Origin of the sequence: Pseudomonas hefeiensis (assembly GCF_030687835.1) — a bacterium.
Lineage (GTDB): Bacteria > Pseudomonadota > Gammaproteobacteria > Pseudomonadales > Pseudomonadaceae > Aquipseudomonas > Aquipseudomonas hefeiensis.
The window spans coordinates 1,964,385-1,982,357 of record NZ_CP117449.1; the positions used below are offsets into that span (position 1 = coordinate 1,964,385).

General features: G+C 62.9%; 3 protein-coding genes (1 of these 3 cut by a window edge). All 3 read left to right on the plus strand.

From position 1 onward, the window contains the following. Nucleotides 1–11,768, plus strand: partial view of a non-ribosomal peptide synthase/polyketide synthase gene (locus PSH57_RS08695; protein ID WP_305444862.1) — the 3' portion only. Its footprint begins 1,822 nt before the window's first position; only the last 11,768 of its 13,590 coding nucleotides appear in the window; the start codon falls outside the window, past its left edge; it ends in the stop codon at nt 11,766–11,768. Next, nucleotides 11,765–14,995: a non-ribosomal peptide synthetase gene (locus PSH57_RS08700; RefSeq protein ID WP_305389001.1), complete on the plus strand. Its 3,231-nt coding sequence runs from the start codon at nt 11,765–11,767 to the stop codon at nt 14,993–14,995. Before PSH57_RS08695 ends, PSH57_RS08700 begins: the two co-directional genes overlap by 4 nt. Nucleotides 14,996–15,329: 334 nt before the next feature. Further along, nucleotides 15,330–17,798 (plus strand): TonB-dependent siderophore receptor, encoded by a 2,469-nt coding sequence (locus PSH57_RS08705; RefSeq protein ID WP_305389002.1) that lies wholly within the window; start codon nt 15,330–15,332, stop codon nt 17,796–17,798. Nucleotides 17,799–17,973: the final 175 nt, after the last annotated feature.

The following is a 17,973-nucleotide window of genomic DNA, read 5'->3' on the forward strand; positions in this document are numbered from 1 at the left end:
GCATCGAGTTGCTGCTGACCCAGGCCCGCTTGCAGGCCCAACTGCCGATCCCGGCGAGCCTGCGCACCCTGTTGCTGGACCAGCCGGACGCCGCTTGGCAGGCCGCACCGGCCACGTGCCCGATGGTGCCATTGACCGCCGAGCACCTGGCCTACGTCATCTACACCTCCGGCTCCACCGGTAAACCCAAGGGCGTCATGGTCCGTCATGGCGCGCTGAGCAACTTCGTCATCAGCATGATCGCCCGGCCAGGCATCACGGCCAGCGATCGCATGCTGTCGCTGACGACGTTTTCCTTCGACATTTTTGGCCTGGAAATCTACGGGCCGCTGTCGGCCGGCGCCAGCGTTGTACTGACCGGCCAGAACGTGCACCAGGATCCGCAAGCGGTGCTGGCGCTGATCGAACAACACGATGTGACGGTGTTGCAAGCCACGCCTTCGAGCTGGCGTATGTTGCTGGATCATGAGCACTCGGCGTTGCTGGCCGGTCGCACGTTCCTCTGCGGCGGCGAGGCGTTGCCCCTGGAGTTGGCGCAACGACTGTTGGCGCTTTCGCCGAAGGTCTGGAATCTCTATGGCCCGACCGAAACCACGATCTGGTCGGCGGTGCATCCGCTGAGTCTGGAAAACAGCCGTCCGTTCCTGGGCAAGCCGCTGGACAACACTGCCCTGTATATCGTGGGCAGTGACCTGACGCTCAACCCTCCGGGCGCGCCGGGTGAGTTGCTGATCGGCGGCGACGGGCTGGCCCGCGGCTACTTTCAACGTCCGGCGTTGACCGCCGAACGGTTTGTGCCGGACCCGTTCTCCACTAGCGGTGAGCGGCTGTATCGCACCGGCGACCTGACCCGCTATCGGGCCGAAGGCGTGGTCGAGTACATCGGACGCATCGACCATCAGGTCAAGATTCGCGGCTTGCGCATCGAGCTGGGTGAAATCGAAGCCGCGCTGCTGGCCCAGGACAGTGTGCGGGAAACCGTGGTGGTGGCCCATGAAGCCCCGACCGGTGCGCAACTGGTGGGTTATGTGGTGCCCGCGACCGCTGAAGTAGCGGACGAGTCTTCGTTACGCGCTTCGCTCAAGTCCGCACTCAAGGCGCAATTGCCCGAGTACATGGTTCCGGCGCACCTGGTGTTGCTGGCGCAACTGCCGCTGACGCCCAATGGCAAGGTCGATCGCAAGGGGTTGCCGGCGCCTGATGTTGGCGATGTGGAACGGGTTTACGTGGCACCCCGCAGTCAGCGTGAGCAACAGGTGGCGGCGATCTGGCAGGAGGTGCTCAAGCTTGAGCGAGTAGGGCTGGAGGACAACTTCTTCGAATTGGGCGGGCACTCGCTGCTGGTCACCCAAGTGGTGTCTCGGGTCCGTCGGGCGTTGGCTATCGAAGTGCCGCTGCGCAGCCTGTTCGAACACAGCACGTTGCAGGACTTTGTCAATGCTCTCGACGTCGGCCAAGGCGAACAGGCGCCTGCGATGGTGCCGGTGTCGCGTGACGCACCGCTGCCGCTGTCGTTCGCCCAGGAACGGCAGTGGTTCCTGTGGAAAATGGACCCCGACAGTGCCGCCTACAATATTCCGACCGCGCTGCGGATGCGCGGTGTGCTGGACAAAATCGCCCTACGCCACAGTTTTGATGCGCTGCTGGAACGTCACGAAAGCCTGCGCACTGAGTTCGTGGAGGACGATGGCCGCACCTGCCAGGTGATTCGCCCGCAGGGGCAGGTCCACTTCGTCGAGCAATGCCTGGCAGTGGCTAACGAGGCCAGTATTCAGGCGTTCCTCGAGCAGCAGACGCAACGCCCGTTCGATCTGCTGAGCGAGGCGCTGTTGCGCGTGGCGCTGCTGGAGTTGGGCGAGCAGGAGCACATTCTGGTCCTGACTGTGCATCACATCGTTGCCGACGCCTGGTCGTTGCAGGTGATGGTCGATGACCTGATGAGCCTGTATTCGGCGTTCATTCAGGACCAGCCCGCGCAGTTACCGCCTCTGGCGGTGCAATACGCCGACTATGCCGTCTGGCAGCGGCAATGGATGGCCGCCGGCGAACGGGAGCGACAACTGGCGTACTGGACCGGGCAACTGGGGAGCGAGCAACCGCTGTTGGAGCTGCCCACGGACCATCCGCGCCCGGCGCAGCAAAGCCTGCGCGGCGCGCGTTTGCCGATTGTGCTGGATCCCTCGCTGAGCGACGCCCTCAAGGCCCTGGCCCGACGGGAAAACGTCACGCTGTTCGTGCTGTTGCTCGGTTCTTTCCAGGCGTTGCTACATCGCTACAGCGGTCAGGCCGACATCCGCGTCGGGGTGCCGATTGCCAACCGTCATCGCCTGGAAACCGAGCGGTTGATCGGTTTTTTCGTCAATACCCAGGTGCTGCGGGCCGAATTCCACCGTGATCTGACCGGCGCGGATTTGCTGCAACAGCTCAAACAGACAGCCATGGCGGCTCAGATGCATCAGGACCTGCCGTTCGAGCAATTGGTCGATGCCTTGCAACCGCAGCGCAACCTGAGCCACAGCCCGTTGTTTCAGGCCATGTTCAACCACCGCAACGAAACCGGCGCGGCACTGGCCAATGCCTTGCCGGGCCTGGCGGTCGAACCGCTTGGCTGGGAACAGCGCACCGCACAATTCGACCTGAGCCTGGATACCAGCGATAGCCCGCAAGGCCTGCACGCCGCCCTGACCTACGCCACGGATCTGTTCGAACCGGCCACCATCGAGCGCATGGGCCGGCATTGGCTCAACCTGTTGAAAGGCCTGGTGCAGGACCTGCATCGGCCCGTTGCGCAGTGGGCGCTACTGGACGCTGACGAACGGCGGCGGATGCTGCTCGACTGGAACGCGACGACGGCCCAATACCCCCTTGATCGCAGTGTGCACGGGTTGATCGAAGAACAGGTGTGGCGAACCCCGGACGTCCCGGCGCTGGTTTTCGGCGAGCAACGCCTGACGTATGCCCAGCTCAACGCTCGGGCTAATCGCTTGGCTCACCGGCTGATCGAGCAGGGTGTCGGTCCGGATGTGCTGGTGGGCATTGCCGTGGAACGTTCCGTGGAAATGGTCCTGGGGCTGTTGGCGATTCTCAAGGCCGGCGGCGCCTACGTGCCGCTGGACCCGGAATATCCACGGGAGCGCCTGGCCTACATGTTCGAAGACAGCGGCATCGATTTGCTGCTGACCCAGCGCCACTTGCTGGAGCAATTGCCGATCCCGCAGGGGCTGCGCAGCCTGGTGCTGGATCTGCCCGATGACGGGCTGCAAGCAGGCCGCGACACCAATCCGCACGTCGAGCTCGACGGTGAGAACCTGGCGTATGTGATCTACACCTCGGGGTCCACCGGCAAGCCCAAGGGCGCGAGTAATCGTCATTCGGCGTTGGTCAACCGACTGTGCTGGATGCAGCAGGCCTATGGGCTCGATGCCGCCGACAGCGTGCTGCAAAAAACCCCTTTCAGTTTCGACGTATCGGTGTGGGAGTTCTTCTGGCCGTTGCTGACCGGCTCGACGCTGGTGGTGGCCGCGCCGGGCGCTCATCGCGACCCGACGCAACTGATCGAACTGATCACCGCGCACGGCATCACTACGCTGCACTTTGTGCCGTCGATGTTGCAGGCTTTTCTGCAAGACCCACATGTGGCCGAATGCACCAGCCTGAAACGGATCGTGTGCAGCGGTGAAGCCTTGCCGGTGGATGCACAGCAGCAGGTGTTCGCCAAATTGCCGAACGCCGGCCTGTACAACCTCTACGGTCCGACCGAGGCGGCCATCGACGTCACCCATTGGACCTGTGTCGAGGAGGGGCGCGACAGCGTGCCGATCGGTCAGCCGATTGCCAATCTGGGCACCTACATCCTGGACGCTGAATTGTCGCCCGTGCCGGTCGGTGTGACGGGCGAGCTGTACCTGGCGGGCGAGGGCCTGGCCCGTGGTTACCATCGACGCGCGGCGCTGACGGCCGAGCGGTTCGTGACCGGCCCCTTCGGCAATGGTCAGCGGCTGTATCGTACCGGTGACCTGGCGCGCTACCGCGCCGATGGCGTGATCGAATACGCCGGGCGCATGGATCATCAGGTGAAAATCCGTGGCCTGCGCATCGAGTTGGGTGAAATCGAAGCGCGCCTGGCCGAGCACGCCGAGGTGCGCGAAACCGTCGTCATCGCCCAGGACGGCACCTTGCTGGTGGCCTACCTGGTGCCAGCCCGCGCTGAACTGCTGAGCGCCGAAGACGCGGTCCGCCAGGTGCTGCAAGGTCGCCTCAAGGAGCATTTGAGCCAGTCCTTGCCCGACTACATGGTGCCGCAGCACTGGGTGTGGCTGGAAAAAATGCCCGTCAGTCCCAACGGCAAACTGGAGCGCAAGGCGCTGCCCAAAGCCGATATCAGCGCCAGCCCCAAGGCTTACATCGCACCGGTCACCGCCCTCGAACAGACCCTGGCCGCGATCTGGCAAAGCGTGCTCGGGCGCGAGCAAGTGGGGGTGGGTGACAACTTCTTCGAGCTGGGGGGCGATTCGATCATCTCCATCCAGATGGTCAGCCGGGCCCGGCAGGCAGGCATCCATTTCAGTCCCAAGGATCTGTTCATACATCAGACCATCCAGGGCTTGGCCAGCGTGGCGACCCTGGGTGACAGCGGGCTGGCTATCGATCAGGGGCCGGTGACGGGAGAGACGCTGCTGCTGCCGTTCCAGCAATGGTTTTTCGACCAGCCCATGGCCGAGCCTCATCACTGGAACCAGTCGGTGTTGCTCAAAGGGGTGCGGCCGGTACACACCGGGCATCTGGAGCAGGCGTTGCAGGCATTGGTTGCCCATCACGATGCCTTGCGCCTGGCCTTCAAGCGTGAGGACGACGCCTGGACCGCCCGTCATCAAACACTCGCCGAACAGCAGGCGGTTTGGCACCGCTCACCGCTGTTGTGGACCGCTGAGGTGGCCGATGCCCCGGCGCTGGAACGCTTGGCCGAACAAGCTCAGCGCAGCCTGGACCTGGAAAGCGGCGCGTTGTTGCGCGGCGTCCTGGCGACCCTGGTCGATGGCAGCCAACGGCTGTTGCTGGTGATCCATCACCTGGTGGTGGACGGGGTGTCCTGGCGCATTCTGCTGGAAGACCTGCAACAGGCTTATGACCAATTGCAGGCTGGCCAGGCGCCGAAACTGCCGGCCAAGACCACGGCCACCCAGGCCTGGGCACAACGCTTGAAAACCCATGCGGGCAGTGCAGCGTTGCAAACCCAGATGGCGTACTGGCAAGGGCAACTTGAGGGCGCTCGCGACGATTTGCCCTGTGACCGGCCGCAGGGCGAACTGCGCAGGTGCCATGGCGCGCAGGTCCAGACGCGTCTGGATAAAAACCAGACCCGCCAACTCTTGCAGCAAGCGCCAGCGGCCTATCGCACCCAGGTCAACGATCTGCTGTTGACGGCCCTGGCCCGGGTGATCGCTCGGTGGACCGGGGAGGCCTCGACCTTGATTCAGCTGGAAGGCCATGGCCGCGAGGCTCTGTTCGATGACCTCGATTTGAGCCGCAGCGTCGGCTGGTTCACCAGTCTGTTTCCGGTCCGGTTGACACCGGCCGCGACCACCGAGGATTCGATCAAGGCCATCAAGGAGCAATTGCGCGCGATACCCGACAAGGGCCTCGGATTCGCCGTGCTGCGCTACCTGGGTGATGAGCCGACGCGGCGTGCCCTGCAGGCGTTGCCGGTGCCACGCATCACCTTCAACTATCTGGGCCAGTTCGACAGCGGATTTGCTGATGACGCCGCTGGGCTGTTTATTCCTGCCAGCGAATCGGCGGGCGCGCCACAGAGCCCGCTGGCGCCGCTGGACAACTGGCTGACGCTCAATGGCAGTGTCTACGCGGGTGAGTTGAGCATCGACTGGACATTCAGCACGCAAATGTTCGATGAGTCGACGATCCAGGCGCTGGCCCTGGATTACGCTCAGCAGTTGCAGGCGTTGATCGAGCACTGCTGCCAGACCCGGCATCAGGGCTTCACACCGTCGGACTTCCCGCTGGCCGGGTTGAGCCAGCCCCAACTGGACGCGTTGCCGCTGGCTGCGCGGCAGATCGAAGACATCTATCCGTTGTCGCCCATGCAGCAAGGCATGTTGTTCCATACGCTGTATGAGCAACAGGCCGGCAATTACATCAATCAACTGCGTGTTGATGTTGCAGGCTTGGACGTCGAGCGCTTCCGCCAGGCCTGGCAGGCGGCCATGGACGCCCATGAAGTGCTGCGCAGCAGTTTCGTCTGGGACGGTGATTTCAAGCGGGCGCTGCAGGTGGTGCATAAACAGTTGGAGGTTGCGTTTGTGCTCCATGACTGGCGCGCCCGTCCGGACCTGTCCCAAGACCTTGAAACTCTTGCCTTGGCGCAGCGCCAGCAGGGTTTCGAGCTGGATGCGGCGCCGCTGTTGCGCTTGCTGGTGGTGCGCGTGGCAGAGGAGCGCTATCACCTGATCTACACCAGCCACCACATCCTGATGGACGGCTGGAGTAACTCGCAACTGCTCGGCGAAGTGCTGCAACGCTACAGCGGCCAACCCGTCGTCGCCTCTGGCAGCCGCTACCGGGACTACATCGCCTGGCTGCAACGCCAGGATGGCGCCGCCAGCGAAGCGTTCTGGAAGCCGGTGCTGCAACGCCTGGAGGCCCCGACGCGGCTGGCCGATGCCGTTGCATCACCGACCCAGACCGGCGCCGGTTATGGCGATCATGTACAGGTTCTGGACGAGACGCTGACCCGACGTCTGGAAGCCTTCGCCCGCGCCTCCAAAGTCACCGTCAACACGCTGGTGCAGGCCGCGTGGCTGCTGCTGTTGCAGCGTTACACCGGCAAACACACCGTGGCCTTTGGCGCGACGGTGGCCGGTCGTCCGGCGGACTTGCCGGGTATCGAGCAGCAGATCGGCCTGTTCATCAACACCCTGCCGGTGATCGCCAGCCCTCGGGCCGAGCAGTCCCTGGACAGTTGGCTGCAAGCGGTACAAGCACAGAACCTGGCGCTGCGCGAGTTCGAGCACACCGCGTTGCTGGACATCCAGCGCTGGGCCGGGCAGGGCGGTGAAGCGCTGTTCGACAGTTTGCTGGTATTCGAGAACTACCCGATTTCCCAGGCCCTGGAGCAAGGCGCACCGGACGGTTTGCGCTTTGGTCCGCCGCTCACCCAGGAACAAACCAGTTACTCATTGACGCTGTTGGTGGGATTGGATCGGCAACTGTCGGTGCACATGAGCTACCAGCAGACGAGTTTCTCGGCGGTCACGGTGGAGCGGCTGGCGGCCCATCTGGCTCAGTTGCTGGGCCAGATGACTGCTCATGGAGAACGCTGCCTGGGTGAGTTGTCGATGCTGGAGTTTGATGAGCATCAGCGCCTGACCCACGACTGGAACCCGGTTGATGCACCGTTCGAGCAAACGCTGTGCATTCACCAGATGATTACCCGCCAGGCCGAGGCCGCGCCGGACGCCCTGGCGGTGACCTTCGGCAATACTCGACTGAGTTACAGCGAACTCGATGGCCGCGCCAATCGCCTGGCCCACCAGCTCATCGAAATGGGCGTCGGCCCGGAAGTACGGGTGGGCGTGGCGATGCCGCGCTCCGAGCAGTTGTTGATTGCCTTGCTGGCGGTGCTCAAGGCCGGCGGCGCTTACGTGCCGCTGGACCCGGATTACCCGGCCGAGCGTGTGGCCTACATGCTCGACGACAGCCGCGCCCGGGTGCTGCTGACCGAGCAAGCGGTGGCGGCAACGCTGAGCGTGCTGACCGAAACCGCTGTGCTGATGCTGGATCAGCTCGATCTGGCGCACTACCCGTTGAGCGCACCGCGCACAACCGTGACGCCCGACAACCTCGCCTACGTGATCTACACCTCCGGCTCCACCGGCCAACCCAAGGGCGTGGCGATTGCCCATCGCAACGTGCTGGCGCTGATCGACTGGTCCAGATCGGTTTACAGCCGCGACGACATCCAGGGCGTGCTGGCCTCGACGTCGGTGTGCTTCGACTTGTCGGTGTGGGAGCTGTTCGTGACCCTGGCCAACGGCGGTTCGCTGATCATCGCCCGCAACGCGTTGGAGTTGCCGCAACTGCCGGCCCGCGATCAGGTGCGGCTGATCAACAGCGTGCCGTCGGCCATTGCGGCGTTGCAACGCAGCGGTGAGATTCCGCCCAGCGTGCGCATCATCAACCTGGCCGGGGAACCGCTGAAGCAAAGCCTGGTGGATGCGCTGTATCTACAACCCCTCACCTGTGGGAGCGGGCTTGCTCGCGAAAGCGATGGGGCAGACAACCAGATGCCAACTGACAGGACGCCTTCGCGAGCAAGCCCGCTCCCACAAGTTGGCGGGATTGAGCACGTCTACGACCTTTACGGCCCTTCGGAAGACACCACCTATTCCACCTGGACCCGCCGCACTGCTGGCGGCACGGCGAACATTGGCCGGCCGCTCAAGCACACCGCCAGTTACCTGCTCGACGCCGACCTGCAAGCGGTGCCCCAGGGTGTGTCGGCCGAACTGTACCTGAGCGGCGCGGGCATCACCCGTGGCTACCTCGGGCGGGCGGCGATGACGGCCGAGAAGTACGTACCCAATCCGTTTTCCACAACCGGCGAGCGCTTGTATCGCACGGGTGACTTGAGCCGTTATCGCACCGATGGCGTACTCGAATATCAGGGCCGCATCGACCATCAGGTGAAGATCCGCGGCTTCCGCATCGAGTTGGGAGAAATCGAAGCACGGCTGCTGCAACAGCCCCAGGTGCGTGAAGTGGCGGTGCTGGCCCAAGACGCTCCGGGCGGTCAGCAACTGGTGGCCTACGTGGTTGCTGCGGCGTTGCAAGCGGACGAAAGCAGTACGCGCGCCCAGCTCAAGGCAGGCCTCAAGGAGCATCTGCCCGACTACATGATCCCGGCGCACCTGTTGTTCCTCGAACACCTGCCCCTGACGCCCAACGGCAAACTCGACCGCAAGGCCCTGCCAACCGTGGATACCGGGTTATCGCAAAGTGGTTACGAGGCACCCGAGGGTGAGCTGGAGCAACAGATTGCCGGTGTCTGGCAAGAGGTGCTGGAGCTGGAACAGGTCGGTCGCAACGACCACTTCTTCGAGCGCGGTGGTCACTCATTGCTGGCGACCCAGGCCGTTTCACGCTTGCGCAAGCTGACCGGCTATCCGCTGAGCCTGCGTGACCTGTTCGATCATCCGCAGCTCAAGGCGCTGGCGGCGCTGATGGCCGGCACCGTCGATGGGCCGGTCCGGGCGGGTGATTCCCGTGAGGTGCGGCTCCAGGCCCATGGGCCACGACGTTCGGCGCCGCTGTCGTTGGTGCAGCGACGTTTGTGGGTCGCCGAACAATTGTCCGGCAGCACTTCGGCGTATGGCATGCCCATGGCGCTGCGCCTGTGCGGCGAGTTGTCGGTGGAGCGTCTGATGAGCAGCTTTGCCGACGTGGTACGCCGCCATGACGTATTGCGCACTGCGTACCGCCAAAACCAAGAAGGGGATCCGGTGGCGCTGATTGCCGATGAGGTCCGACTGGACTTTCCGGTGATCGACCTGTCTGGCCTGTCACCCAGTGCCCGGCAGGAACAGGTGGCCCAGGCGACCCTGGAAAATGCCCGCACCCCGATCGATCTGGAGCAGGCACCGCTGTTGCGCGGACGGATCCTGCACCTGGGGCCGACCGAACATGTGTTGCTGTACGCCATGCATCACATCATCTCCGATGGCTGGTCGATGGGGCTGTTGATCAACGAACTGGTGCAGGTTTACGAGGCCTCCCTCAAGGGTGAAGCGATGCCGCTAGCGCCCCTGGAGATTCAGTACCATGACTTCGCCTTGTGGCAGCAGGCGCTGGAAGAACAGGGCGTACTGGCGCGTCAGGCCGACTACTGGAAACACCGGCTCAGTGGCTACGAGGGGCGCCTGAACCTGCCGCTGGCACGTCCTCGGGGCCAGACCGCTTCCTACGACGGTGATGCGCTGCAGTTCCAGCTGCCCACCGCGCTGACCGGGGCTTTGCGCCGGCTGTCCAGCGAAGCCGGGGTCACGCTGTACAGCACGCTGCTGGCGTCCTTCCAGGTGTTGCTGCATCGGCTCTGCGCTGCGCAAGATCTGGTGGTAGGGGCCGACGTGGCCGGTCGTGAGCAACCGGAGCTGGAGCGGCTGATCGGCTTCTTCGTCAACGTATTGCCCCTGCGTTCGCGCTTGGACGCCGATGCCACGTTCGCAAGCTTCCTGGCGCAAACCCAGGACAACCTGCTCAGCGCCCTGGAGCATCAGGACTTGCCGTTCGACCAGATTGTCGAAGCCTCGGGCGTGCCGCGACACAAGGGCATGAATCCCTTGCTGCAGGTGTTGTTCGTGATGAACAACGTGCCGGTGCGCACCCGCGCCATGAAGGGGGTGAGCGTGGAGTTACTGCCGGCGCTGGAGACCCATTCTAAATTCGACATGGCGTTGTTCGTTGACGAAGAAGAAGGGCAATTGCGCGGCACTTGGCAATTCGCCACAACCTTGTTCGGACATGAGCGTATTCAGCACCTGATTCAGGCCTGGACCGCCCTGTTGGAACAGATCGTCGCTGATCAGGACATTCAATTGGGAGCTATCAGCATGCCAGTCGACAACTTGGCGGCCGCCGCCAAGCCTGCCACCGTCCCGGGGCCCAAGGCCGATAAGCTGGGCAAGTTTCTCAAACGCTCCGTGACACCGCTCGCCAAGCCTCGCCCGGCGCGGGTGCGTGAATCACTGGTGGCTGCACCGCAACGATTCCCGTTGATGCTGGAGCCGGGTGAACCCCAGCTGGATGTCATCGAGTGGATTCATCAGAACCGGCCGCTGATCGAGCAAAAGCTGGCCGAACACGCGGGCATTCTGTTCCGCGGTTTTGAACTGGACGGCATCCAGGGCTTTGAAGCGTTCGCCGAAGCGATCCAGCCCGGCCTTTATGGTCAGTACGGCGATTTGCCGAAGAAGGAAGGGGGCAAGAACACCTACCGTTCCACGCCGTACCCGGAGCGCAAGATGATTCTGTTCCACAACGAAAGCTCCCATCAGGACCGCTGGCCGCGCAAGCAGATGTTCTATTGCGAGCAAGCCGCGCCTGTGGGCGGTGCGACCCCGGTGGTGGATTGCCGGTTGATGTACGAAAAGCTGCCGTCGGACCTTCGCGAGAAGTTCGAAGACAAAGGGCTGCTGTATGTGCGCACCTTCACCGACAAACTCGACGTGTCGTGGCAGCACTTTTTCAAGACCGAGGACCGCCGCGAAGTTGAGGCCCGGTGTCGGGCGGGCGGTATCCAGTGGCGCTGGCTCGACAACGACGAGTTGCAGACCCGCACACCGGGGCCGGCGATCATCACGCACCCGATCACCGGGGAGAAGTCGTTCTTCAATCAGGTGCAATTGCATCACATCTATTGGCTGGAGCCGGATGTGCGGGAGGACCTGCTGTCGATGTTCGGTCTGGAGCGCATGCCTCGGCATGTGTATTACGGCGATGGCACACCGATCGAAGACGAGGTGATGGCGCGGATCGGTGAGTTGTATGAAGCCTGCGCGGTGCGTTTCGATTGGCAGAAAGGCGATGTGATCCTGCTGGACAACATGCTGGTGGCTCATGCCCGCGATCCGTTCGAGGGCCCCCGCAAGATCGTGGTTGCCATGGGCGATATGTATGACCGCAGCGCGCTGGAGGGGCAGGCCGATGCCGGGCTCGCCATCCAGGGCATCCGCAACCTGGAGGAAACCGGAGCATGAACGAGGTATTGATGGACCAGCAAGACCCCGGCTTTGCCTTGACCCCCGAGCAACAAGCGCTGCTCGAGCAACTGTCGAGCACGGCGACCTGTGGCGAAGCATTGCGTTGGCTGAGCGTGGTCATCGACGGCGATCTCGATCCGCAGCGATTGCAGGTCGCGTTCGATGCGGTCCTGGCGCTGCAGCCAATGCTGCTGGCGCGGCTGGACAAAGTGGCCGGTTTCCACGGTTTGCGTCAGGCCGCCAGCGGCGCCGCTCGTTTCCCGCTGACGATACAGGCAGGCGAGCAACGGACCGAGGATGTCCAGGCACAGATCAAGGATTCGCTGGGCCGTGCTTTTGTGGTGGGTGAATCGCCAAACGTCCAGGCGGTACTTTATCGTCTGGCGCCGCTGCAATGGCAACTGGTACTGGGCATCGCCCGCTACAGTGCCGATGCGCAATCACTGAATCTGCTGCTTGAGCAAATCCAGCAAGCGTACGCCGCAGTTCAACCGCCGGAAGACGAAGCGCCGGGCGAGTTTGCGCAGTACCTGGAATGGCGCAGTGAGGTGGTGCTTGATGAAGATGCCGCCGCCGGACGAACCTACTGGCAGCGATACCTGCACGGCGCGCAGACGGACATCGCCACGCCGTGGTTGGCCGCGCGCAGCGCCGGCAGTGAGAGGGGGGCCGCCGATACCTGTGTGTCGCTGACACTGGAACCGGCCCAGCGCGACGCGTTGCAACGGTTGGCCGAGCAGCTCGGTCAGCCGCTTTCCACGGTGTTGCAAGGCGCGTGGTGGGTGTTGCTGGGACGTTTGAGCGGCCTTGAGCAGGCGCTGGTGGGCGTGCGTCATGACAGCCGTGGCGACTATGAATACTTCGCCAATGCTGTGGGGGTGTTCGAGAAAACCCTGCCGCTTAGCGTTTCGTTGCCTGACACGATGTCGTTCAGCGAGTGGCTGGACGAGCTGGCGGCGCGCCTGGAAGCCCATCGCACCTGGCAGGAATACTGGGCGCCGGAACTGTCGCCTGAGGCGGCGCGGCCGGCCTACGGCTTTACGCTGGGGCAGGCGAACCGGGCCGGCAACAGTGGCGGCGTTAACTGGGCTGCAGCAGAGTCCGTGCGGGTGCCGGCAGATCCATTCGAGTTGCTGTTGCAGGTCCAATTAAACGCTGCCCAGCAGCTTGCCGCGGTCAATCTGTACTACGCCAGCTCGCGCTACTCGCCGGCCTCGGCCAGCGCCGTGCTGGAACAGTACGGCGTGCTGTTGGCGTCGATCCTTGCCGCTCCACACACCGCATTGGCGCGGCTCGACCTGTTGAGTCGCACTGCAGAGCAGCGCTTGCTGGCAATCAACCCAGCGATGCAGGCATTGGCTGATCGCCGTTATCTGCCGCAGCGCATCGCCGATCTGGCGCTGCATACACCGAACGCCATCGCCCTGACCGACGCCCGTCAGCAATTGAGCTATGGCCAGTTGCAAGCCCGGGTCGACAGCATGGCGCAGGGCCTCAAGCAGCAAGGCGTGGGCGCCGGTTCGATTGTCGCGCTGGCGTTGCCGCGCTCGGTGGAACTGGTGATTGCAATGTTGGCGAGCTGGCGCATGGGGGCGGCGTATCTGCCCCTTGATGTGCAGTGGCCCCAGGCGCGTCAGGCGTTGATGCTGGAACAGGCCGGCGCGGCGTTGTTGTTGACCGATGCGGCGCATCTGCCGGCCTGGCAGGATCAGCCGTATAAGGCGCTGACGGTGGCTGAGCTGAGCCATCCGGCTACGCCACTGCCCGCGCTCGCCACTCAGGGTAACGATATCGCCTATGTGTTGTTTACCTCCGGTTCTACCGGTATGCCCAAAGGCGTGGTGATCGAGCATCGGCAACTGCTCAACTACACCGCCCAGGCCAGTCAGGCGCTGGGGCTTGCCCAGTGCAAAAACGTCGGTTTCAGTTCCAGCGTGGCGGCGGACCTGGGCAATACGGCGTTGTTTGGCGCGTTGTTCAACGGTGCGACCCTGCATGTGGCCAGCGATGAGCAGATGCAGGACGGCGCGTTGTTTGCCCAGTACTTGCAACAGCAACAGATCGACTGCCTGAAAATCGTGCCCTCGCACCTCGCGGCGCTGCTCGACAGTGACCGGGCGAGGCTGCCGGGTACCCTGGTGCTTGGCGGTGAGCCGATTGCGTCGACGTTGGTCGAGCGCATCGCCCGGTTGCGCAGCGATTGCCGGGTGTTCAACCACTACGGGCCGACCGAAGCCACGGTGGGGGTAATGATTCATCCGCTCTCACTGAACGGCGCGGCCGGCGACTGTACGGCGCTGACCCAGGTGCTGGGCAACAACCAGGTTTACGTGCTGGACGCCGATCTGCGTTTGGCGCCGGTGGGCGTGCTGGGTGAGGTGTATCTGGGCGGAGCGCAGTTGTGCCGGGGCTATCTGAATGCCGAGGCCGATGCGCAGGCGTTCATCCAGAGTCCCTTTGATCCGGCGCAGCGTTTATATCGTACCGGTGACCTGGCGCGTTATCGGCCGGACGGGGCGATCCAGCTATATGGACGGCGCGATCAGCAGGTCAAGGTGCGTGGGTTCCGTATTGAACTGGCGGAGATCGAGGCCGTGCTTGTGCGTATGCCACAGGTGGCCGAAGCATTGGTGTTGCCGGCAGCGTCGGTCGAGCAGGGGCTGTTGGCCTTTGTCGTGGCGCAGCAGGGACTGTCGACGGGCTTGCTCGACGCCGCGCGCGCTGAGCTCAGCGCCTGCTTGCCCAGCGTGATGGTGCCGCAGCACATGCAATTGATCGAACATTTTCCGCGACTGGCTAACGGCAAGATTGATCGCAAAGCACTGCAGCAGCTGGCGGGGAGGGGAGCGGATGACGCAGACGCCGCGCCACGCGATGCGCTGGAGCAATTGCTCGCCGCGCGCATGGCGCAGTTGCTTGGGCTGGAGCGACTGGGCATCGATCGCGATTTCTTCGCCGCCGGAGGTCATTCGTTGCTGGTGATCAAACTGGTGGCCGGTATTCGCAAATTGTTGCAGTGCGAAATTCATCCAGGGCTGGTCTTCGATCATCCGACCGTGGCGTCGTTGGCCCTGGCCTTGCGGACGGTAGAGAGCAGTCCGGGGCAGCTGGAAAAAATGGCCCAGCTGCGCCTGCGCATGGAGGCGATGAGTCCGGAGGAAAAGGCACTGCTGACCGAACAGGCTCGGCAACTGCAAGCCGCCAAGGCTGGCCAAGGCAGTTGACATCGCATGAAACAAAAGGCCGGCGCTCATCTGCGCCGGCTTTTTTTTTAACTTTCTACGCGAATGATAAATAAACTCATTCCGGTTTTTGGCAGGTGCTGCGTCTTACTAAGGTATGTGGGCAAATCGGGTCGGGCAGGATGCTCAGGCACCGGGTTTGTTCAGCAAAGATTTCGCCGTCGTCCAGCCGGATGACCGTGCCCGGGGAGGGGCCGGTCGGCCACGCACTGACACATTGCCCTGGGGCAATCGATCGTGCGGGTTCTCTCGTGCTGGCGAGCGGCGGGCCCTTCGGCCCCATGGACTTTTACTTCTACCAATAATAGAGAGCACGATGTCATCCATTCATGAGTTGAAACCTCTGTTCAAGGCACTCGTCATGTCCCGCGGCCTGCGTTCGCGTCGGGTGTTGACCGGTCTGGGGCTGGTCTGCCTGCTGCCACTCAGCGCTCAGGTGATGGCTGAAGACGTTAGCGTCGACATCCCTGCGCAATCGCTGCCCCAGGCACTGCAAGCGTTCGGTCAGCAGACCAACCAGCAAGTGATCTACAACGCCGGCGATATGGCCGGGCTGAAAAGCAACCGCGTCAGTGGCAAGATGAGCCCGCAGGCGGCCCTCGCCGAATTGCTCAAGGGCACGGGGGTGCGGTACAGCGTTGAGGGCAATACCCTGATGCTGCTGCGCGGTTCTGCCACTGGGTCCCTTGAACTGGGCGCGACCACCGTCAAAGCACAGGAGCTGGCGGCGACGACCGAAGGCAGCAAGTCATACACCAGTAACGCCGTGACCATCGGCAAGGGCACCCATACCCTCAAGGAAATTCCTCAGTCGGTCACCGTAATGACACGCAAGCAGATGGATGACCAGAACCTGGTCAACCTCAAGGACGCCGTCAACCAGACTACCGGCATCGTCGGCCTGCAGGGCGTTGGCCAAGGCATGATCCTGTCGTCGCGCGGTTTCCAGATCGACGACTGGCAGTACGACGGCGTGCCGATCCCGCGCAATACCTATTCGCTGGGCAACTGGGCGACCCAGGACCTGATCTTTTTCGACCGCCTGGAAATCATGCGCGGCGCCTCCGGCCTGCTGCAAGGCACGGGCAGCCCCGGTGGTGCCGTCAACCTGGTGCGCAAGCGTGGCCAGAACGCACCGACCGTGACCCTGACCGGCAAGGCCGGCTCCTGGGATCACTACGGTCTGCAACTGGACGCCGGCGGCCCGCTGAACCAGGCCGGCAACATCCGCGGTCGCATCGTCGTCGACGAAGACCAGAGCAATTCTTTCGTCGACCATGCGTGGAGCAAGACTCACTCGCTGTACGGCGCGCTGGACGTCGACCTGAGCGAAGACACCACCCTGGGTTTCGCGGTCAGTCAATCCAACGGCGAATCGCGGGGCAACATCCGCGGCCTGCCACGCTACGCCGATGGCAGGATGCCGGACGTGTCGCGCTCGACCTACACGGGGGCGCGCTGGAACCGCTCCGAAATCGACGTCACCACCCTCTACGCCGATCTGGAGCACCGCTTCAATGAGGACTGGGCGTTCAAGGTCGGCGCGGTGCACATGAGCGAAGACAACCAGGCGAAAAACCAGCGCGTCCAAAGGGGGGGTGGTCTCCTGCCTGATGGTAGCGGCGTGCAATATGCCGACTTCCTGACCGATTTCCAGTCCACGAAGGTCGGTCTCGACATGAACCTGACCGGCAAGTTCGAAGCCTTGTCGATGGCGCAGGAAGTCATGCTGGGCGGCAACTACTCCCAGCTGGAAACCGATGACCGCTACGCCCGTACATTCAACAACACCAGCGACTCCATCTTCGACATCGACAATGACCGTCCGGACATCAGCTACGACAGTTTGATCGCCGCGGGCGGCCTGGGCGTCCTCAGCAAATACGATATCCGCCAGAAGGGTGTGTACGGTACCTGGCGCGTCAAGCCAGTCGATGATCTGACACTGGTGCTGGGCTCTCGCGTCAGTTGGTATGACTACAGCTACAAGGCGAAAAACGAAACCTCAGCCGGTATTACCCCCTACTCGGGAACCACCGGAACTGAAACCGGCGTGGTCACGCCCTACGCCGGTATCATCTATGACCTGAGCCGCGAATGGGCTGTGTATGCCAGTTATACCGACGTGTTCCAGCCGCAGACCAATCGTGATGCCAACGGTTCGGTGCTCAAGCCGATAGTCGGCACCAACTACGAAGTCGGCCTCAAGGGCGAGTTGATGGATGGTCGGGTCAATACCTCCCTGGCAATCTTCCGCTACGACCATGAGAACCGTGCCATCAACGACGGTGGTTCGGGGTGTGGTGGCTCGGGTTGCTCGGTAGCCTCGGGCAAAGTGCGCAGCCAGGGTATCGATGCCGAAATCAGTGGTGAAGTGATAGACAACCTGCAGCTGTTCGCGGGTTACACCTACAACACCACCAAGTACCTGGAGGACCCGGACAATGAAGGGAGTATTTTCAGCACCTGGACGCCGAAACACATGCTGCGTGTGTGGGGCAACTACCAGTTCACCGGCGACTGGAGCCGTGTCAGCACCGGCTTGGGCTTCACCACCCAGAGCCATACGATGGTTTACGACTACGATCGTGAAATCCCGGGTTACACCGTATGGAACGCCCGTGTCGGCTACCAGTTGACGCCGGAAATCGCTTTGGCGGTGAACGCCAATAACCTGTTCGACAAGACGTACATTACGTCCGCCTACAATCAGATCAATGGCAACAACAACTTTGGTGATCCGCGTAATCTGATGTTCAGCGTGACGTACAAACCGCAGTTCTGATCCTCGCGAGAGTGAAATAGACCTGCCTTTTGCGTGATGTTGTTCGCTTAAGGAAACGGCGCTTTTTTCGGATGGGGAAAGCGCCGTTTTCTTTTGGGCTGGGTTGGGTTGGGTTGGGGGGCATATCCGTTGCTGCGGTAACGGCTGCTTAGGGTTCCGCCCTTACGGCGGGTCA